At 76.5% G+C, this 22,227-nt stretch carries 2 protein-coding genes; both read right to left on the bottom strand.

The window, feature by feature from the left end:
* Positions 1–183 precede the first annotated feature (183 nt).
* Positions 184–21,849, bottom strand: a complete 21,666-nt coding sequence (locus tag ACFYZY_RS19835) for a lonely Cys domain-containing protein (RefSeq protein WP_388695666.1) — start codon at positions 21,847–21,849, stop codon at positions 184–186.
* Positions 21,850–22,218 (bottom strand): hypothetical protein, encoded by a 369-nt coding sequence (locus ACFYZY_RS19830; protein ID WP_388695664.1) that lies wholly within the window; start codon positions 22,216–22,218, stop codon positions 21,850–21,852.
* Positions 22,219–22,227 lie beyond the last annotated feature (9 nt).

Genomic DNA, 22,227 nt, shown 5'->3' with positions numbered 1-22,227 from the left:
CGCCCGCCCGGCCGGAGCCGCGAACACCCCGGCCACGCCCTTCGTCCCACGCATCATCACATGAGGGGGCGGATCGTGGTCCGCCGCCTGAGCTGTTCTTGAGATACCGGACTTCCGGCCCGTCCCCGGCGGGAACCCTCCTCGCGTACGCCTCCCTCCGCACGCGCGTCCGCCGGGCCGGCGTCACGCCCCCTCCCCCCGGACGCCGTTCCCGCCGTCCCCGGGCCGGTCCCCGGCGTACTCCTCGGAACCCGGCCCCGGCGGCCGGTCCGGCGGCGCGGGGTGCGCCCGCCGCGGGTCGGCCGGGCGGGCCGTCCCGGTCAGGTACCGGTCGTCGTCGCGCACCAGGAGGACGGACGGGCCTGTTCCGGCGCCGTACTCGGTCACCGTCCCGTCCGGTCCGGCGAGGACGACGGCGGCGCCCGTCTCGCGCGCGGCGGCGGACAGGACGGCCGCGTGGACCGTGCGGACGGCGGCGGCCGGGTCGAGGGAGTACTCGGGGAACGCGGCCAGCAGGGCGAACCGCTGGAGCGGGGTGAGCGGCACGTCGCGGAGCGGCAGGGTGTCGCCGCGCATGACCGCCTCCGCCGCCTGGCCGGGAGGGAGTTCGACGCCGATGCCCTTCAACACGTCGGTGCCGACGTCGAGATCGCCGTTCAGGCCCGGTCCGGAGGCGTCCGGCAGGTCCGTTCCGGTCACCCGCTCGATCATCCGGCCGAGCAACGCTCCCCCGGTCACCGGCGGTTCGAGGCCGGACGCGCGCAGGGCGTGTGCCAGCGCCTCGCCGAGGCCGTCCCCGGGCGCCTCGACGGCGCGCAGGTCGAAGACGGTGTCCCGCAGCCGGGCGGTGGCCGGGCCGGTGCGCTCGTAGGGGCGGTCCGGCCGGCCGGCGGGGGCTCGCGTCCCGTCGTGCCCGCCGAACGCCTCCGTCCGCGGGGCGGCCGGGCCGGCGGCGGACGTCACCGGTGCGACCGGGACGGTGGTGCCGCCGGTGACGACGACGTCGGTCACGGGCCGGTAGCCGGGGGGCGCGGGCCGGACGTCCTGCGGCCGGACGAGCGCGAAGTCGGCCGCGGTCAGCGGGTTGCCCGCGGAGTCCGGTTCCAGGGCGACGGTGGTCCTGCCCGTCGCCGGATCGGTGTGGAGCGTCGGCGTGCCGTACGCCGCCCACAGGGGGCGGCCCGTCAGCAGGGCGCCCTGGCCCGGCAGGCTGTCCACGACCGGTTCGCCGGGGCGGGGCCGGGAGCCGGGGACCAGGAGGACGCCGGGGTGGCCCAGGGGGAGGTGGCCCGTCCCCGCGTCGCGGTACATCAGTTCGGCGACCTCCTCGTGCGGCGCGGCGACCCCGCGCACGTCGATCCGGCCGCCGTCACGGCGGTCCGCCCGGTACAGCCAGGGCCGTCCGGAACCGGGCGCCCCGGGGCTCCCCGTGTACCAGGGCGCCGGGACCGTCGAGTCGGCCACGAGCGTGCCGTCGGGCGCGCGGCGCAGCAGGGTCAGGCGCGACGGGTCGAAGTCGACGGTGCCGGCCGGGCTGCCGGTGTGGTCCCGGCCGATCACCGAACCGTCCTTGCCCCGGATGCGCGTGGTGTCCGCGTACGCGCCGCTCGCCTCCAGGAAGGCGACGGCGACCTCCCGGGGCCGGCGGGGGTCGCGCCCGGCGGCGACGGCGAGGCGCGTGAGCTGGAGGAAGGCGTTGCGGTACTTCGGGTCGGGCGCGTCCAGGTGCAGGACGGCGGCGGCGATCCGGTCCACCTCGTCGTTCCCGCCCCGGGTCTGGAGGGCGCGCAGCGTCTCCCTGGTCCTGAGGTCGGCCCACAGCAGCCGCGACCGTTCCGCGGGGCCCACTCGCGCGGTTCCCGGCAGGCGCAGGACCTGGGCGACGAGGGCGTCGACGGCGGGATCGTCCGTGAGCCTGCCCACGGCCTCGACGACGGCCGGAATCCGGACGTGGTCGGAGAGCCGGGCCGCCGGGTCCCGGTCCAGCCGTTCCGCGGCCCGCCGCAACACCTGTGCCCTGGCCTCGCGGTCGAGGGGCGCGCCCGGCGCGTGCCGCTGGTGGTCGGCCGCCGCGACGCGGTCGAACAGCTCCACGGTGAACAGCGGCAGCCGCGCCAGCGCGGGGTCGTTGCGCGCCATCAGGTCCAGGGCGCCCGCGCCGCGCAGCAGGGCCGGGTAGGCGTCGGCCCGCCACTCGATCCCGGCGCCGAACTCCAGGCGGAGCAGACGGACCAGTCTCAGCGTGCGCTCGCGGACGTCGTCCGGGGCCGGTCCGGGGTCGCCGTGCAGCCCCGCCGCGCGGGCGCGCTCGTCCAGGTCGGCGCCCTTCGGCTCGGGCAGGACGCGGTCGAAGCCGTACTCGGTGCCCCGGACGTCGATGTCCACGCCGATGTACTCCCCCTGGGGGGTGGAGACGGCGGCGAGGACCTGGCGCCGGGACGCGTACACCACCACGTTCTCGTCGTCGGCGAGCCGCTGGGCCTCGCTGGACGCGGCCAGCGGGTCGGGGACGAACGGCGGCGGGCCGTACGGGCCGGTGAACGCGCCCGCCGCCCCGGCCTGGCCGCCGAAGCAGACGATCTTCACGACGCGCTTCTTGCCGCTCATGCTCGGACGCCGTCGCAGCACCCCCGAGGTCTGCGGGCCGCTCGTGACGACGGTCCCGCCGCCCTCCACCGACCACGCGCTGCGGTCGGGCATGCCGTGCCTGGCGTCGAAGTACGGGTCGTCGGCGGGATCGTCCGTCCACCAGGGCAGTTCGACCGGTGCGCCGAAGGTCCGGGTCACGGGGTCGTAGTGGACGAAGTGCGTCGCCCGCGCCACCTTCGTCGCCATCAGGGCCCTGCGGCGCAGGGCCTGGGGGTGTTCGGTGAGCGGGACGGACATGCGCCCGGTCGGACGCCGGTCGCGGCCGATGACGGGCAGGGAGACCACCTGGTGCTCCCACTCCTCGCCGCCCGGCGCGGGCGCGGCGGACAGGGTGGGGTCGCTGAGCAGCCAGTCGCCGACGATGCCGAGGCCCGGCGTCGTATCGCGCCCGATCCCCGTCCGGCCGGGCCGGCCGGGGAACGGTCCGAGGGCCACGCCGCCGCTGGAGGACCAGACGGGCCGGCCGAGGCCGACGGCGCTGTCGCGCGGCAGCGTGGCGCTCCCGGCCGCCGCGTACGGGACGAGCATGAGCAGGGGCACGTCACCGGGCAGCCCCTTCAGAACCGCGTCGTGCGCGAGCAGTTCGGCCACGACCTCCTTCGCCGCCCGGCGCTCGAACCCGCCCCGGCCCCGGACCACGACCGTGGCGGGGTCCCCGTCGGCCACCAGCGCGTACGGGGTCGGCCCGCCGTGCCATCCGGCGGGCACGGGGGCGTCGAGGGCGAACGTGCCGTCCGGCCGGCGTACGGCGTCGTGGACGGTGTCCAGGTCGACGGGCAGGGCCGGCGGCCGGCCGGTCCAGTCGATGCCGCTCAGCCCGCCGAGGGCGGTGAAACGGACCTCGTCGCTCAGCGCGCCCTTCAGGTAGAGGTGGAACGCGGCGAGCCGGGCGAGCCGGGTGGCGCCCGTCATCGCCGGGTCCATCGCCACCCGGAACAGCTCGGAGTGGTCGCCGCGCGTGACGGGCGCCCGCGCGTCCAGGCTGAGCACGTGGCGGGCGAGCGCGTCCAGGTCCAGGGGGCCGCCGCGCAGGGCCGGGACGCCGGCGCGCAGCGCGTTCAGGCGCCGCAGCGCCTCCCGTGCGCCCGGGACCGGCCGCTGCCCGAACAGGGTGTTCATGATCGAGTCGTAGTGGGCCTCGGGGTCGTACGGGGCGGCCGTGGCGGTGCCGGTCCCGGTGCCGGCTCCGGCTCCGGCTCCGGTGAAGGACGCCTCGGCGTGGACCGCGGTGAACGCGGGCGGCGTCCCGTCCTCCACGGGGACGGCGAACACCTTCGGGGCGGGCGGGGAGTCCGGGGTGTCGTCCGGGCCCGGTGCGGCCGGGGTCTCGTCCCGGCCCGGTACGGCCGGGATTCCGGCGGTCGTTCCCGCGGCCGGAACCCCGGCGGGTGTTCCTGCGGCCGGAACCCCGGCGGGTGTTCCTGCGGGTGTTCCGACGGGTGCGAGGAAGGGCCGTACGGCGGTGCCCCGCCGGGGTGCGAACGGCGGGCGCCCCGGCTGGTCCGGCGGGACGGAGAGGGTGCCCGGGGCGCCGTACTGGGTGCCGAAGGCGGCCTTGCCGGATGTCCAGGGCCGGTTCCGCCGCTCGCCGAACGTGCCGAGCCGCGCGTCGGGGGAGACGTACGAGATCGTCCCCGCGCGCCGCCCGGAGTCCGCCGCCCTTCGCGGGCCGCCGTCCTCGCCGGGTCCGGAGCCGGGATCGACCGAGACGGTGCCGGCCGTCCGGCCGTCCGGCGCGGTGACGGGAAGGACGTACGCGTCCCGCTCCCAGTCCCCCGGCGTGGTGACCGGCTCCACGGGCGCGGGCGGGATCGTGACGAAGGTGCGGCGGGGCTCACCCTCGGCGCCCGCCAGGCCGAACACCGGCCGCACGGCGTGTTCCTGAAGCTCGATCACTTCCGGGACGCCGCCGGTGGCCACCACGGTGCGGCGCAGCCGGGTGGCGAGCGTCGCGGGCCCCGTGCGGTCCTCGCGGGCGAGGCCCGGGATCATCGCCGCCACCGGGGCGCCCGCCGGCATCCCGGTGAGAACCGGGTCGAGAGCCAGCAGTTCGGCCAGTACCTCGGACGGCACGTCGCGCGCGAACCCGGCACGGCCCCGCACCGGGTGCCGGTCCCCGCCGGAGGCCACCAGCAGGTAGACGTCGGGCGCGGCGGCCCAGGGCGCCGGGGCCGCTCCGCCGACGGTGTCGCCCCGCGGCCCTCGGGACCGTACGGCGGTGGTGGTGAGGTCGAGGTCGGCCGGGAGCGGGACGCCGGTCCAGTTGACGCCGTGCGGGCGGCCGTGGGCGTCGGTGACCCGGAAGCGGTCGTCGAACACGCCCCGGTCCACCAGGTGCAGCGCGCTCAGGGCCGCGAGGCTCGCCGGGTTCCGTGCCCCGGGCGACGCCGCGAGCCGGACCAGCTCGGCACGCGGGTCACCGGTCACCGGCTCTCCGGGGTCGAGCAGCAGGACGCGGCGGGCCAGCCGGTCCATGTCGAACGGCCCGTCGCGCAGTTCGGGGTCGGCCGCGCGCAGTCGGCCGAGCCGGGTCCGGGCGAGCTGCTCCTCGGGCGAGGGCGCCGCCGGGGCCGGGGAGGGACCGAGCCCCCCGGCCCGGTCGTGGCGCCGGCGCCGTCCCCCCGGCCGCTCGTCGCCGGACCGGTCGCGGGTGCGGGTGCCGGGCGCGGCGCGGGGGATGCCGGCGGGATCGGCGGGGGCGCCGGAGGAGGCGGCGTCCGGGGTCGGGGCCGGGGCCGTGGAGGAGCCCGCGGGCGTCTCGGCCGGAACGCCGGGGGGCGGGGCGGGGACGAAACGGGGGCGGGCGTCGCTGCCCTCGTAGTGCTCGGTCCCGGTCCCCGGGTGTCCGGCCGACGGCATCCGGGCGCTGCGGAACAGTTCGATCTCCCACGTGGCGCTCTCGGGACCGATCCCCCGCGTCAGTCCGCGCTGCGCCGTGCGCCCGTCGGCCCGGTAGCGGTACCAGGCGATGTCCATCCGTACGTCGAAGGCGTGGGCCAGCAGGTGCGGGAAGACGTCGCCGACGTCGGAGTTCCAGTGGTTGTTCCAGTCCAGGACCGCGGACCTCAGGGCGGCCAGCTCCGACCGGTTCAGCGGGGTGTGCCGGAGGACCAGGTGGCGCAGCTCGCCCAGGAGCGCGGCCCGGCCCGGGAACTCCCTCCGGTCGGGCACGGGCACGCCGAGGCCGGTCAGCCGGACCACGAGGTCCCCCTCGTCCAGCGCGTGCAGTTCGGCGGCGAGCCCGCCGGGGGCGGAGGAGCGGAGTTGGACGACGATCTCGGCGGGCAGCCTTCCCCCGCTCGCCGTCAGGTAGTCCGCCACGAAACGCCGCAGGGCGGCCAGGACGTGCCGGTCGTCGGGGCGGGGCGCGCCCGTGGCGGCCAGGTCGTCGCGGACCCGGCCGACGTCGGAGAGCCAGGCGTACGCGGACAGGTCGGCGGCGGACCGGGCCGGGCCGGAAGCCTCCGGAGGCCCGAACAGCCGGTCCCGGACGAGCCGCGGGTCGCTCGCCACGAACGCGTGCAGCAGGCAGCCGCCGTCCGGGGCGACCGGCAGCGCCCGCCCCCGGGCCCAGCCCTGAGCGGTGTCCGCCGGGGTCGTCATGACCGGGGTCCCGGAGGCGGGCTCCGGCGGACGCCCGGACGGTCGCTCCGGCGGCTTCCCGGTCCGGGGCGCACCGCTCGTACCCGGTTCGCCGCTCGTGGCCGACGCCGTGGGAGCCGGGGACACGGGGGCCGGAGGCGTGAGGGCCGGGGACACGGGGGGCGTGGGAGCGGGGACCGGCCGTGTCTCCGGGGCCGTGGACTCCGGGCGCGCCCCGGGGATCACGGGCGCCGCGGGCATCGTGCGCGGCGGTACGCGGCGCGGACGTTTGGCGGACCGTGCGGTGCGGGACGTCCGGGCCGGACGCTTGGCTCCCGCGCGGACGCGGGGAAGCGGGCCGTCGGTGGGCGGGCGGAAGGGCCGGACGGCGCCCGGCCGTACGGTCACGAAGTCGGCGACGGTGCGGCGGCGCCCGTCCCGGTCCGGGGCCAGGGCCACGGTGGTGCGCCCGTCCGGACCGGTGAGGAGGTCCGCCCCGCCGTACGCCGTGTGCGCCGTGACCCCGGTGGCGCGGACGACGGCGTCCAGGAGCGCTTCGGCGGCCGGTGCCGCCGTGGCGGGGTCGGCGGCCGGGAGCAGCAGGACGATGTCGCTCCCCTCGGGGCGCTCCGGATCGATGTACAGCAGATGGGCGAGGTCCTCCGGCGGGATCCGCCCGGACAGCGCCCCCTCGCCCAGGGGGCCGGCGAGCCCGACCAGCCAGGGCCGGCGGCCGTCCTCGCGGTGCCACGGCGCCCTGCCGGCGACGCCGTCGGGGGACGTCCCGTCCGCTCCGGTCCCGACCAGGGTGACCCGGCTCGTGTCGACGTCCAGGGTGCCGGGGGGCCCGTCCAGGTCCCGGCCCGCCGGCGAGCCGTCGGGGCGCCGGACGACGCGTTCCGGGGCGAACGAGCCCTGGGTGGCCAGGCGGAACGTGCCGAGCCGCATGCTGCTGCCCAGGTCCGTCCCGACGTTCCCGGCCCGTTCCACCAGGCGCAGCAGCTCCGGGCGCCGGGCCGGGTCGGGGGCGGCGAGGTGCAGGACGCGCGCGGCGAAGGCGTCCACGTCCCGGCCCACGTCCCGCAGGGCCGTCACCCCGCGCCGCTCCAGGACGAATCCGGCCAGCACCGCCAGGCTGGGCACGGCGGCCATCTCCGGGTCCCGGGCGGCGGCCAGTACCTCCCGCATCTGCTCCATGGTCACGACGCTGTCGGGCGGGAGCATCAGGACGTGGCGGGTGAGCACGGCGAAGTCCGGGGGGCCGTCCGCGAGTTCGGGGACGTTCCGTCGCAGCTCCTCCAGTCGTTCCACGGCGTCGCCCAGGCCGATCCGCCGGGAGGGCGGGAGGACGCGCGCACGGGACGGGGGCGTGTCCGGTCCCGTCGGCAGCGGCCGGTTGACCAGTGGGGTGAGGCCCTTTCCGCGCAGCAGGTCCCCGTGCTTGGGCGTGCCCTTGCCGCCGGGCGGGCCGGCCGGGTCCACCACGGTCGCCGGAGGGAGCGGGAGGGGCGGGAGGGGGGCCGGCGGCGTGGCCGGGCGGGTGGTGCGGAAGTCCCGGGGGCCGCGCGGGTTGACCGGCCGGCGGGGCACCGCCGCGAGGAAGTCGCCGCCGCGTTCGTAGAGGACGACGGCGTTGCCCGCGTCGCCGGACGCGGTCCCGAAGGTGTCGAAGGTGCCGTTCTCGTGCACGAGCGTCACGTGCAGGCCCAGACCGTCCGCCACCGTCGCGGCGGCGAGCAGCGCCGTCTCCCGGTTCCAGCGGCGGGCGGCCAGCAGGTGCGCCCTGATCAGCCCCTCGCGCACCCGGTCGGACAGCGGCGGGAGGGCCGCGGGGAGCCGGCCGCCGCCGCGCCGGAAGTCCCGGAGGAGCCCGTCCGCCAGGGGCCGCTCGATCCCGGCCCCGTACAGCTCCTCCTCCGTGAAGGTCGCCCGGGGGTCGAGCCGGGCGCCCGCCGGCAGGGGTGCCGAGGCCAGCACGCCCGCCGGGTCGCCGGTGCCGGGCGCGTTCCCGGGGTTCGCGCCCCGGGCGATCGCGAGGGCGGAGTGGAACCCGTTGCCGCTCCCGGCGGGGGGCTCCACCAGGTCGTGGACGTAGCCGTCGGGGTCGGTCAGCGTCCGGGGGTCGGAGGCGGCGTCGAACCTGGGCAGGTCCGTGTACGTCGCGTCGTCCAGGCCCTCCCAGGTCCAGGGGCGGGTGGCGTGGGCGGTCAGCAGGGAGTCGTCCACCGGGGTTTCGGGCTTCGGCGGGGGCGGTGGCCCCTCGGCCACGGCGTCCGCGTCGACGGCCCGGAAGCGGCGGTCGGCCAGGTGGAGCACGACGCGCTCGGCGTCGTCGGACAGCGGGACGTCCGGGTCGGGCGGGAAGTCCTGGTACGTGCCGTCCTCCCGGACGACCCGTACGCCCACCCCGTACCGCAGGGCGGCGAGCGCGGGCAGGACGTCGGCGGCGGCGTGGTTCCAGCCGGTGTCGTCCGCGGCGTCGGCGGCGCGCCGCAACTGGGCGGCGGCGAGCCCGCGCCGCTGGGCGGGGCTCAGCGGCAGGTAACGCCGGTCGGGCGTCGGCCGGTCGCCCGCCGAGTGCGGGACCACGCCGAGGGCGTCGAACTCCCGGCGCTGCGGGGTGTCGGCGCCCAGGTCGAGGGCGGCGGCGTCCAGTTCGGCGGCGGTGAAGGTGTCCGTCTCGTCCGGGGCCAGGTGGGCGAGGAGCGGCGAGTCCAGGGGCAGCCGGCCGACCGTGTCGGCGAACACGGCCCGCAGCCCGGCGGGTTCCAGGGGGTTGCCGTCGGCGTCGGCGCGGGCGGCGGGCAGCGCCCGCTGGAGCGCGCGGTAGAAGGAGTCGTCCGCCGGGACGTCGTGCAGCCGGTGGGTGGTCCCCAGCGGGGACCTGAGCGCGGGAGCGCCGTCGCCGAGGACGGTGACGGGGGCGTAGCGCGGCGGCTCCCCGCTCTCGGGCTCCTCGGTCTCGGGCTCCTCGGTGATCGTTTCGAGGCCGCCCGGCGTCGTCTTCGCCGTGGTCTCCGGCCCCGGTTCCGGCATCGCGGGTTCGGGCACCCCGCCGCGGGTCGTCCGGGCGCCGGGCGCGCCCGGCGGGTCCTCGGGCAGCCGGTACCACCGGGTCAGCCGGTCGGCCCCGGCCCGCAGTCCGTGGAGGGTTTCCGCCGCCGCCTCGGCCTTCTGTTCCTGGGCGCGGATCTCGTCGAGGCGGGTGTCCAGGGAGAGCCGGGCCGCGCGGTACACCCGGGCGGCGGCGTGCGCCGCGTCGCGCGCGCTCGCCACGCGTTCGTCGGCCGCGGCGCGCCGCCGCTCGAAGGCGAGGCGCGCCCCGGCCGTCATCCGGTCCCGCTCACGGCGCCGGACGGCCTCGACGTGGGCGTCGGCCTCGGCCAGGGCCCGGTGGGCGGAGGCGGTCCGCGCGGCGAGGGCTTCGTGCCGCGCGGCAGGGGCGTCCTCCGTCAGGGTCTCCAGCAGGACGTCCTGGTAAGCGCGTCGCGCCCGCGCGGCCGCTTCGGCGGCGGCCCGTACCGCGCCGCCCGCCGGTTCGGGGAGGCCGGCCGGGTCCTGCCGGAGCACCGCGCGGGCCTCGGCCGTCGCGGCGTCGAACTCCCGGCGCGCGGCGGCCCGTTCGGCCAGGGCCTCCCTCCTGGCGGTCCGCAGGTCCCACCGGGCCGCCGCGCGCACCGTCCGGGCGGCCTCGGCCTCCTCGTGCAGATCGGGCAGGCCGCGGCGCAGTTCCCAGTACGCCTCGTCCTCGTCGGCCCACGCCTTGGCGGCCTCCTTGACCTTGTCCCAGGCCCCCGCGACGGTCTCGGGGAAGGTGTCGTCGGTGATGAGGCCGAGGTGCCGGGCGACGTCCTCCCGCACCCAGGCGAGCACCTGGGTGCGCGTCTCGACGGCCTGCGGGCCGGGGGCGACGCCGCCGAGGGAGCCGAGGAGGTGCTCGCGGAGCCACTTGACGCCCGAGAGGTCCTTGAACTGCCGGTGGACCTCGGCGACGCTCAGCCAGGCCGTGGGGATGGCGAAGGCGAAGACCCGGCCCGTGCTGGGCTTGACGTTGACCTGGCGGGCCATGTCGTTGGCGATCACCCGTCCGTCGCTGTCGGAGGTGTCGGCGCCGGTGCCGGAGGCCCCCGGGTTGGCCGCGCCGACGTTGTCCGACTTCAGGGCGGGGGCGGCGCCGATGGCGGTGTTGTGGTCGCCGCCGTAGACGGCGGTCTCGTTGTCGCTCTCGGTGATCCGGGTCGAGGACTCCATCCGGGCGCCGTCGGCGACCGCCAGGAGCACCGCGCCGGAGAAGTCCGGCCGGGAGAACAGCCGGAGGGTGCCCTCCGAGTGGTCCGAGAGGGCGTTCTCGACCAGGCCGCTGGTCTCGTACCCCGTGTCGGCCGAGGCGTGCTCGAAGAACGCGGAGAGCGCCCCGGGGCCGTGGGAGTCCTCCAGGACCTGCGCGGAGCCGGTGCCCTCGGCGGTCAGGGGGGTGATCCGCGCGGTGCGCAGCGCCCGTTCCAGCTCCTCGCCGCCCAGCCGGCCCGAGACCCGGGCCAGCCGGTTGTCGTACGCCCTGCCCAGGGCGAGGGTACTCGCGGCCAGGACGTTCTCCGCGCCGACGATGTTGCGGACGTGGAAGCCGTTCTCCGGCGGGGCGAACGGCTTCCGCGTCCCGTCCGGCAGGTCGACGGAGCGCCAGGAGTCGAGGTCGCCGGTGGTTCCGGGGGGCCGTTTCAGCGGGTTGTCGTCCCCGGTGAGCACGGTCACCTCGGCGGGCGGGTCGTCGATCTCGGCGGGGGCGAGCCGGTCGGCGGGGTCCGCCGGGGCGCCGGGGGCGGCCGGGCGCATCAGGCTGAGCGGGACGATCTCCCGCTGGCTGCCGACCTCGCCGTTCTCCTCGATCCGGCGGGCACCGCGTCCCCAGCTCTCGTCGCCCCGTTCGCGGCCCAGTTCCATGGTGATGCGCAGCCGGTAGCGGGTGGCGTACTCGGCGTGCGGTTCGCTGGTGTACGAGGTCCACAGGCGGCCCCGGGAGCGGGACCCGCTCGCCGCGATCGTCTGCCGGTTGGAGCCGGTCTCGGTGAGGGAGGGGCCCGCCATGGGCGCGCCCGCGTCACCGGTGTGGACGCCCTCGGTGACCGCCGTTCCGGCGTCGCTGCCCCGCCCGGCGAGGAAGGCTTCGTCGAAGGTCTCGGTCGCCCACCGGTGGTCCTCCAGCTCGGTGCGCGGCCAGAGCCGTACGAACTCGGCCTCGCCCACGGGTTCGAGCCGCACCCGTACGCGGACGTCGCGTCCGCCGATCCGCACGCGCTTCCAGGCGAAGGAGCTGATGCGGGCCGTCACCGAGGAACCGGTGCCCTGCATCTCGCGGCGCAGCGCCCGGGTGACGCGGGCCGAGGTCAGCCGGTGGATCGCCTCCCGGCTGTCCTCGTCGAGGCCCAGCCCGTCCAGGCGGTTCGCGAACCGCTCCACCACCTGACTGGTGTCCAGGGCGTTGACCGGGTAGACGGCGAAGGGGGCCCGGTGGAACCAGCCGGGCCGGAGCCACCGGCGGCGGGTGTAGCGAGGGCCGCCGCCGAGGGCGTCGCCGTCGATCAGGCCGAGCTGGTGGGCGACCCGCTCGGGCAGGTGGCCCAGCCAGCCGCCCTTGACGACCTGGCGTTCGCCGGCCCAGTCGTGCAGTCTGCGCACCACCTTGCCCAGCGGGGAGAGCAGGCCCGAGGAGCGGGTCTCGACGGCCACCTCGTGCTCGGCGTCGCCGACGGCCAGCACCTGGTGTCCCTGGTCGACGCGGTTGATGTCCGAGGTGACGGTGCGCACCACGGTGCCGCTGGTCCCCCGGCTGCGCCACCACGGCTGCCAGGACGCCCCGTAACCGCCGGTCACGCCGGGGCCGTTCGGGTGGGAGTGGCCGTAGACGGCCGTGATGCCCGCGTGCTGGGTGAAGGTCCTGCTCTGGCCCCCCGACGCCTTGGTGGAGCCGCCGAGCGTCAGCTCGGTCTCCATCGGCTGCGGGCGGGTCAGCGCCCGCACGTTGGTGATCCGCATGCGGTGGACGACCGTGGCCAGCCAGTCGAGGTACGGGCCCTTGCCGAACAGTCCGGTGGTGCGCGAGCCGGTGGCGGAGGCGTTCTGGTCGGCGTTGGCGGTGAGGAACTGCGGTTGTTCCGGACGGACGGCGGCGTCGTGGGCGGGGGCGCCCTCGCGGGTCAGCTGCCACCTGCCGTGGGACGCCTTGTCCAGGGCCCGGTCCACGATGCCGCGCTCGTCCCGTACCTGCTTCGGGGCCACCACCGACAGGGTCTGGTGGGGCAGTCCGTCGAGTTCGCCCGGCCCGTGGCCGCCCTCGGTGGACGCGTCGAGGAGCTTCCTGGCGTCGCGCCGGCTCATCGGGGTGCGGACGACCGGCTCCGGGTCCAGGTACGGGTTGGCGGCGCCGGGGGCGTGCGGGTCGGTGGCCGGGGAGTGGTCGGCGGGGACGCTGAGCAGGACCTTGCCCAGGACGGCGGGGGTCCCGGCGCCGCCGCCGATGATGTCGCCCCGGCCCTTGGGTCCCCGGACGAACCACTGGGTGCCGAGGACGCCGAAGCTGACCAGGCCGCGCAGGAGGCTGCGGGGCCGCCAGTAGCCGCCGGTGCTGACCGTGAGGGCCAGGTCGTAGGAGTAGAGGTTGCCCGGCCTGGTGGTGATCGCCATGGGGTCGAACGTGGCGGTCGAGCCGTATCCCGACTCGTCCCGCGTCTGCCATCCGGCCTGGTAGCCGCCCTGGCCGGTGAGGGCGTGCGCGGCGAAGCCGATGTGGTCGGTGGCGGCGTCCCGCAGGGCCAGGACGCCCACGAGGCCGACCTCGGCGCCGTGGACCGCCTGCCGGGTCTCGTCGAGGGCGGTGGCGCCGGGGGCGCTGTGCCGCAGGAGGGTGTCCGTGGGCGACACGTAGGCGCGGCCGGTCAGTTCGGCGTCGATCCAGATGTAGTAGTGGCCGCGGGTGAACCGGCCGGGGTCGACCAGGCCGATGCGCAGGCCGGTCCGGGTCATCGCCTCCAGGTTCCCGGCCATGCTGTGGTGCGAGAGCGCGTTGATGACGGTCAGGGTGTTGTGCAGGACCATCTGGTAGTGGTTCCGGTTGCGCCACCGCTTGTCGCCGGGGTCGCCGAGGTCCTCCAGGCCGGCGACCATCGTGGGGTACCGGGCGGCGACGGCGGTCAGCACCTGCCGGGTGAAGGAGTCGAGCCGGTTGTGCTCGGCGAAGGCGGCGGACGGGCCGTCACCGGCCGGAGCGCCGTCCCCGTCCTCCAGCGGCACGTGGTCGTGGTCGGTGCCCTGCGGGAACCGTCTGCTGTAGCGGCCGTCGGCGTAGGTGAACTGCACGGGCCGGGACATGCCGAGGGTCGGCGGGCGGTCGGCGGTGAGGTAGGCGGGGGCGTACGGCTCGGTGCTCCCGAAGACGTTCTCGTCCTCCATGCCGGCCAGGCGGCGCGCCTCGGTGCGCGTCATCCGGTCCAGGCTCCAGGTGGTGAACGGGGTCGGGCTCGCGTCGCCGGTCTTGCGGATCCAGACGGTCTTCTCGACGCGGTACAGGTCGGTGGTGACGTTCTTGGCCCGGCCGACGGAGCGGACCGCGCCCGAGCCGCCGGTCGTCGCCGAGCGTCCCCGGACGTGTCCGACGCGCGCGCTGACGCCGAACTGGAGGCGGGGTTTGACCTTGTCCATCCAGCCGGAGACGAAGCCGAAGGTGGGCAGGGTGAACGTCGGGCCGACGAAGAGGGTGAAGTCCTTGGAGCGCGCCCTGGTCTGCTTGCGGGTGTTCTGGAGCGTGAGGAAGGCGGATTCCCGCATCTCCGTCTTGTCGGTCTCCGTGGCCAGGACGGCACGGCCCGGGACGACCCGTTCGATGACGAAGGCGCCCAGCGGGGTGTTCTTCTTGTCGTCGGCGAACAGCGGCCTGCCGGGTACGGCGGACTTGGCCAGCCGTCCGGAGAGCTGGTGGAGGTTCTGGGAGGACAGGAAGCGGTCCAGCTCGCGGTAGGCCGAGGAGCCGGGCGCGGCGCCGATCCGGGCCACCGCCCAGTCGCGGATGGCGGCGGCGGGGCCGAAGTCCTCGGTGATGACGAGCCGGTAGTCGGACTCGGGACCGAGGGCGAGCGTCCTCGGGGTGCGGCGGGGCGCGGCTCGGCGGGTCGCGGCCTCCGTCAGACGGGCCAGCAGCCCGTGCCGCACGCCGAAGGCGAACTCCGCGTCCGGCGCGGCCTCCCGGGCGGGCCTGGCCCGCCAGCCGGTGCCGAGCGCGCCCTTCCGCGCCGGGCGCGGCGGTTCCGCGTCGGTGACGCGGACCTCGACGTACGCGTCGTCCAGGTGCGGGTGCGAGGTGTCGAGCCCCCGGGACTCGCCCACGTTGAGGACCTTGTCCTGCGTGCCGTACGTGACTTCGCGGACGCGGCCGAGGCGTACGCCGAACCGTCCCCAGAGCGAGATGGGGCCCGGCTGCGGTCCCAGGGGGACGGTCGGCGCGAACTGGCGGGTCTGGCCGATCGTCTTGGACCCGCCGACGGTGGCCTGGGCGCGGTAGGCGTTGTCGACCTTGGTCGGTGAGGCGCCGTCGGTGAACTTGGTCCACTCGCCGTAGTTGCGGATCGTGACGCGCAGGGTGCGCAGCCGCCCCGACGTGGTGCGGTAGACGAACTCCCGGCCGTCGCCGGCGAAGGTCTGGGGGCGTTCCCGCACGGCCCGCCGGACCCGGTCGAGGACGGGCTCGTCGATGCCGCCGCCGCGCACCCGGCGGCGCTTGGCCGGTGCCCCGGCGGGGGCGGTTCCCGGGCCGCGGGCCGCCAGCTCGGTGCCGATGCGTTCCGTGATCCGCTCGATGCCCCGGATGTGCACCTCGCTCTGGCCGAAGGCGATCGGCATGGGGTCGCCCGTCCCGCCGTCGGTGAAGCCGAGGAAGCCGTCGACGTAGCCGGGCAGTCGGCTCTCGTCGGTGAACGCGCTGGGCCGGTGCACCCGCGGCGGGGGGAGCATCCCGGTGTCCACGCGTGCCGGGCGCCGTTCGTCCAGTTCCTCGTCGATCCGCACCCCGGCGGGTCTCGGCCGGGGATTCTGGCCGGGGGGCGGGGTGGGGCCGGGCGTCGAGGGCGGCTCGGACGGCGGCGGGGGCGAGGGCGGCGGGACCTCGGCGACGACGAGCGCGCGCTCCGGGCCGGGCGGCGGGGGGTCGAGGAAGGACGGACGGGTGCCGCGGCCGGGGGCCGGGGTCTCGATCTCCAGGGTGGCGGTGGCGGGACGGGGAGCCGGGGTCCCGGCCTCCGGGGTGGCGGTGGCGGGACGGAGGGCCGGGGTCCCGGCCTCCGGGGCCTCGGTGCGGGGGGTCGGCGTCCCCTCCGGCGGGCGGGACGCGTCGAACCCGACCGTCACCCCCGGCGCGGTGGCCGCCCGGTCGTTCCCGGCCCGGCCGTGGACGGCCAGGACGAAGTCGCCGGAGGTGAGCCGGTCCCCCGGCGCCACGTCCCGCTGGTAGGAGTCCAGTTCCTCGTCCAGGCGCGCCAGGAACCAGGCGCGCGCCGCTTCGGCACGCGCGCGGCCGGTCCTCCGGGCCCGTGCCGCCGGGCCCTCGCCGTACCCGGTGAACCTTCCCTCCGGCAGCGGCCGGCCCGCGTGCCGGGCGTCCAGGGCGGCCAGCGCCACCCGGTGCGCGAGGCCGTCGAGCTCCGCCCGCGCGGCGTCGGTCAGCGCGCGGGACCCCGGTGCGAAGCCGAGGCCGGTGGGACCGGTCGCCGCGCCCCTGCCCCCGGGCGGCGCCGCGTGTGCCGCCCCGCCGGCCGTACGGGCCGGGGCCCCCCGCCACGAGCGGAGCATCCGGGTCAGCGTGGTGTCCACCACGGTCGGGGCGATGCCCCGGGGCGCGGCGTACTCCGCGATCGTCCGGCCGAGTTCCGCGTAGGTCAGGGCCGTGCCGCGGGCCCGTTCCCACGCCCCGAACCCCTCCAGGAGTTCCCGGAACTCGACCGTCCGGTGCGGGGCGGTGTCGATGTCCGCGCCGTGCGTCTCCCTCAGCAGCCGGACCCACCGCAGCGTCCGGTCGGCCCTGTCCTGCCAGTCCGACGGCAGGCCCGCCACACCGGCCCAGGCGTTCAGGCGCGCCCACTGCGGGTCGGGCCGGAACTCCACGACCCGGTGCCGGGGCGCGTCGGGATGGTCGGTCTTGACGATCCGGGGCGGCATGCCGCCCTCCGCCGGGTGCACCGTGACCTGCCCGTCGAAGGCGAACACGGTCCTGCCGGTGCGGTTCGCGAGCGTCTGCGCCGCGAGGGCCGCCGCCAGCCGGTCCTTGTTCGGGGCGGGCTCCGCCATCTCGCACCACACCAGCCACACCGGTGCTTCCGGCGGCATGTCCCGCAGGACCGGGTCCCGGACGAGCAGCCTCCCGATCTCGTCGGGGGACACGACCTTGTACCGGTCCAGACCCCGTACGGGCAGCACCGCACGGCTCCTGTCCCCGTGCCCGACCACGACGTAGGCCCCGGCCAGGGACCGCCCCAGCGGACGCAGTTCGCTCTCCTTGGGAACGGTGACGGAGGGGAACGCCTCGTCGTAGTCCGTGTAGTGCGCCACGTCCGACACGGTGCGGAGGCCGTCCTCCAGGAGCGCCATGTCCGTCTCGTTCAGGAAGGCCCGGACGGTGAGCTGCTGCCCGTCCGACCGGGGCAGCATGTACGACAGGATCTCGTCGTCCGCGTACTCCTGGCCGCCCGCCGCCCTCACCCGCGCCGCGGGCCCCCGGTCGGCGCGGCCCGGATCGCTGGGGAGCCAGCTGCCGACCGGTGTCCTTCCCGGGGCACTGTTGGCCAGGACGAGCACCTGCTGCCCGCCACCGTCGCCGAGCGGCTGCAGCCGGACCTCGCCGCCGGTGGACCAGACCCGTACCCCCAGCCGGTCCGCCACCCACCGCTCGAACGGCATCGTCCCCCGTCCGGTGGCGCCGCCCACGACGAGGACCACCGGGGCGCCCGCCGGCCGGGCAGGGTCGTGGCGGAGGAGCTCCACGAACTCCTCGACGTCCACCTCGACGGTGTCCCCCCGGCCGTCGCGCACCACCAGCGAGCCGTCGGAGGTCTGCTCCGCGAAGACGGCGTGGGCCCCCGGAGTTCCGCTCCACGGCGCGGCGGAGACGTCCCACCCGCCGTCCGCCGTCCGGCGGGCCACGCTGTCCAGGCGCAGTTCCCGGACGGGCCGCCCCAGCCAGTTCCGCCCGGTGACCGTGCCGCCGGGGCCGGTCACCGCCGTCGCGCCCTCCAGGGCGCCCCGCCTCTCCAGGCCGTGGGCCGCGATCGCGGCCGGGCTTCCGGCCCGGCCGCGCCGTCCCGCGCCGGACGCGAGCGACAGGAACTGGAACGCCGCACGGGCGTCGAAGGGGGTCCCCGCCGGCATGTGCAGCACCCGGCGCGTGATCCCCTCCAGGTCGAGCCCGCCGGTCCCGAACCGCCGGTCGGTGGAGCGCGCCGCGTCCACCAGAGCCAGCGAGTTGACCATCTGCGCGAAGTTCTGGTCCGAGGCCGCGTCCGGTCCGAAGACGCCGTGGAGCACGTGGGCCAGGTACTCCTGGTAGTTCTGCCGGCCCGCCGGCGGCGGGGGGAGCGGGGAGGTCTCCGCCGGGCCCGCCGTGTCCCCCGGGACCGCCGTGCCCGCCGTGCCCGCCGTCAGGGTGGGCGCGGGTGCCGGTTCCGGATCGGCCGGGGGCACCGGGGCGAGGTCGTGGGGGTGCGGCCGGTGGACGTCTTCGGCCCGGTCCCAGAAGGCCCGGTACGCCTCGTGGACCCAGTTCTCCTTGCGCGGTCCCGCGAGCTGGTTGACCCGCGCCTCCCCGGCTTCGGAACCGGCCCCGTACAGCTTCCGCAGGAGGGGCAGCAGCGTCTTCTCGTGCTGTTCCACCCAGGCGGCGCCGTTGTTCCTGCGCTGTCCTGTGTAGTCGTCCCGGCCCGCGTTGGTGCCCAGGTAGGCGTTGGTGAGCTGGGCGAAGTACTCGTACTCGTCCAGGGAGGAGTAGTTGGGCCGGGTGCGCCTGCCCGAAGGGTCGCGCAGCGGGCCGTCCGGCCAGGCCGCGGCCTGGCCCCGGGCCAGCCTGGCCAGGTAGGCGTCGCGGACGAGTTCCCTCTCGTCGGGGGTCAGCCCGTACCGGTGCACGGTGTGGGCGAACTCGTGGGTCGTCGTGGAGTACCCCTGCGCGTGGTTCTTCCCCAGCGGGGTCACCTCCCCGAGCAGGTTCTCCTCGGTGACTCCCGTGACGCGCCCGGCGCTGACACCGCGCACCTCCTCCCACCCGCGCCCGTCGGCCGTCCTCCCGCCCCTCAGGTGCCGGAAGGCGTCCAGCTCGGTGATCGCCTCGTCCTTCGCCACCACCACCACGCGGGCGCGGCTCCCCAGCAGCCTCGCCGTCACGTCGGGGTCGCGCAGCATGCGCGCGACCAGGGGCACCACCTGGCCCCGCGCCGACACCGGCCGGTCCACCCCGGCCCCGATCTCCACCATCAGCCGGGCCGCGGTGTCGGCGAACTCCTCGTCGGTCAGCTCCCGGCGCAGCGTGTCCACGAGGACGGAGTCCGACGCCAGCGCCTCCCGGTCCGCGGGCGACAGGAGCGAGAGTTCCCGGGAACGCTCGCCGGGGGTCAGGCCCGGCAGTCGCGACGCCAGGTCGGCGACCGGCGAGGGCGTGGCGGCGGTCGCGGTCTCGCCGGTGCGCGGGACCTCCGGGGAGGCCGAGGGAGCGGGCCCGGGGGCCGGGGTGGTGGCGACGGGCCCGGCCGGGACGGACGACGGACCGTCCGGGAGCGGGGCCGGGGCCGGGGTGGCGGTGGCCGGCCTCGCCGGAGCGGGCGGGGGTTCGGCCGGGAGGGCGCTGGAGGTGGTGGCGGTAGTAGCGGCGGTGGCCACCGGCGGGAGCGGCGTCGGCGGGAGGACGGGGGACGACGACTCGGTGACCGTCACGGCCCGGAGCGGGGCGGCGGGGATGGCGGCGGGGCCGAGGGAGGCGCGGAGCGCGGCGGCGAGCGCGATGCCCGAAGGCGCGTCCGGGCCGTGGGCCAGCAGATGGTCGGCGACCTGCCGTACGACGTCCCGGTGCGTGGCGTCGGCGTGCCGGGAGTCCGCCAGGACGGGGCCGGGGGACGGCGGTACGACCAGGGCGACGGCCTTCTCCCAGGCCCGGTCCACCTCGGCCGGGGCGGGCCGCGCCACGACGGGCGGGACCGCCGCGCCCCGGGGCGCGGCACCGTCCGCCGGGGGCTGCGGCGACGCCGTCGCGGGCCGCTCGCCGCCCCGCAGCGCGGCGTCCATGAACTCCCCGTACGCCGTGTCCCACATCCGCAGCGAGGCGTTGGCCGCCACGGCGTCGAGCACGGCGGGCCACGGCGTCGGCTGCCGCACCATCAGCAGGCGCGCCCGGTCGAGCGGGTCCAGCGCGGAGAGGGGTACGGGATCGCCGGCCGCCGCCGGGTGCCGCCCCAGGTCCGGCGAGACGCCCGCGTCGCGCAACTCGGCCCGGGTGGCGACGGCGTCCGGTCCGTGCGATCCGGCCAGTTCCTCCACCAGGGTGTCCGGCAGGTCCTCGGGGGCGAGCTGCCGGGCGATCCACTCGCGCTGGAGGCCGTCGCGGTGGACCTGCGGCGCGGTCTGGCCGGGGGCGCCCGGGAAGGGAGCGGGGGCGGTCCGGGCCCCCGGAGACTCGGACGGAACGCCGTTCTGACGGTCGGAGTTCCGCTGGTCGGAGTTCTGACGGTCGGAGTTCTGCTGGGGGCCGTTCTGCCGGCCGTTGTCGTCCCGGTGCGCGGTGCTCGGCTGGTCGGCTCCGGCGGGGGGCGGGCCCTGCGGGGAACCGGCCGGTCCGCCGACGCGACCGCCGGACGTGTGCGTACCGCCGGATGCGTCGACACCACCGGGCGCGTGGAGGCCACCGGGCGCGTGGAGGCCGCCGGGCACGTGGAGATCGCCGGGCGTGTTGACGCCGTCGGGCGTGAACAGGGGCTCCGATGCCTTCGCTTGGTCCGCCCGGGTGTCCGGGAACACGGAGTTCCCCGTCTTCGGCGCTGCCGGGAGGCCGTTGGTGGCGGTGTCCGGAGCGGCGGGGAGCGTGAGGTCGCGGACGCCGGGGGCCGTCCCGTCGAGCCGGTCCGGGGCCTTGAGGTGGTCCGGCGGCTTGAGGTGGCTCCCCCCGGCGCCGTTCAGGGGCGCGGTGTGCGGCAGTGCCGACGGAGAGCCCCGGGGAGTGTCGGAAGAAGGGGAGAGGGAGTCGGTGTCCGCGATCGACCCGGCGTCCGGGCCGTCGAAGGCGCTCGGCGGCCTGCTCGACGCGTCCGAACCGCCGTCCGGGTCGAAGAGGCCCGACGGCCCGCGCGACGCGTCCGGCACGCCGTACCGGCCCGGGTCGTGTTCGTTCGCCGGACCGGTGCCGCCGTGGGGGACGGGCGGCGGCGGGACCGGTACGGGCGGTGGTGTCACCGGGGTGTGGCCCGCCGTGGGGACCGGCCGGACGGATGCCGGGGGCGGTACGGCGCCCGTGGCCCCGTGGCCCGTCGTGCTCCCGGAGGGGCCGCCGGACGCCCCGTCGAGTCGCTCGCGCAGGATGTCGGCGGAGTTCTGCTGGTAGCGGGTGAAGAGGTTGCCGTCGGGAAACAGCTTGGAGTGCAGGCCGTGGTACGTCTGCTCCAGCGGTTTGCCCATGAAGATCTGGGAGATCCCGCTGAGGCCCGCGCCCGCGAGGTCGGTCCAGTCCCACTTGCCGAGCACGATCGCCACGGCGATGGTCTCGCCGAACCCCTCGGTCAGGAAGGTGGTGGGCAGGTCGTACGCGGCGTTGTTCGCGTTGTTCCGGGTGAACGGGTTGTTGAAGCGGATCTCGAACTTGCCGAACACGTCCTTGCCGAAGTTGTTCTTGAAGGTGTTCGAGAGGGCGTTCTTGAGCGAGTACGCCCAGGTGCCGAAGTGGCCGATGAAGAAGCCGGCGAGACCGCCGACCGCCGCCGAGATCCCGACGTCCTTCCAGTTGATGCCGTCGGGCCCCACCCCGGCCGGGTTGACGGCCATCGACAGGAGCTGGGCCGCCAGGTTCTGGATGGCCTCCTCGAACGCCTCGGACAGGGAGGGGAACGCCTGGACGTACCGCAGGAGGCGGTCGATCGCCATCAGGATCGCCAGTCGGGCCCGCATCCGGGCCAGGATCATCTCCGAGACCGAGGCACCGCCGGTGAACACGGCGAGCGCCTCCAGGAGCGCCAGCTCCAGGATGAGCCAGAAGACCTCCATGATGATCTCGAAGTGGGCCTGCTGGATCTGGACGGCCGCCCTGCCCCGGTCGTCGGTGAACCGGTCGAGCTGCACGATGAACCGCTGGAGGATGTCGCTGCCGCTGGTGTTCACCAACGAGGACAACGACTGCTCGTAGGCGTCGGCCACGTTGGGCGGGAGGTACCGCTTGCCCGTCTGGATCGAATCGAGGATCTCCTGACGCAGCTCCCTGAGGCCGGACGCGAGGTCCGTGTAGGAGTCACGGCTCTCCCACGCCAGACCCGCCTTCGCCTGCAGCGGCTTCGCGCCGAGCAGGACGAAGAGCATCTTGCTGACGTCGTCGGGATACTCGATGTCGAACATTCAGCGCTTCCCGTGACCGCCGTCGTCCTGGTTGCCGGCGTCCTGCCGGCCCCCGTGGAACGCGTCCTTGGCCTCCTGCTGGACGCCCTCGATGCTGCCGAGGCTCTCCAGGACGGCCGACTGCAGGCCGGTGAAGAAGCCTTCGAGGGCGTCGAGCAGGCCGGTGCAGCTCTCGTTCTGCTGGGTCTCCTGGTCCTTCATCCGGTCGTGGAAGTCGTCGTCCCAGCCCTTCCACAGGGCGGTGCCCTGCACCGTGCGGTCGAACTGCGCGCGCAGCTTCCCGGGCCTGCCCGCCAGGCCGCCGATGCGCCGGGTCGTCTCGCGCAGCCCGTCGGTGTCCGCCTCGTAGTTGTTGGAGAAACCACTCATCGCCCGTCC

It is taken from the genome of Streptomyces sp. NPDC001744 (assembly GCF_042892575.1).
Taxonomy (GTDB): domain Bacteria; phylum Actinomycetota; class Actinomycetes; order Streptomycetales; family Streptomycetaceae; genus Streptomyces.
Note: the sequence above shows the minus strand (reverse complement) of the source record. Positions and strands in the feature narration are given on the sequence as shown.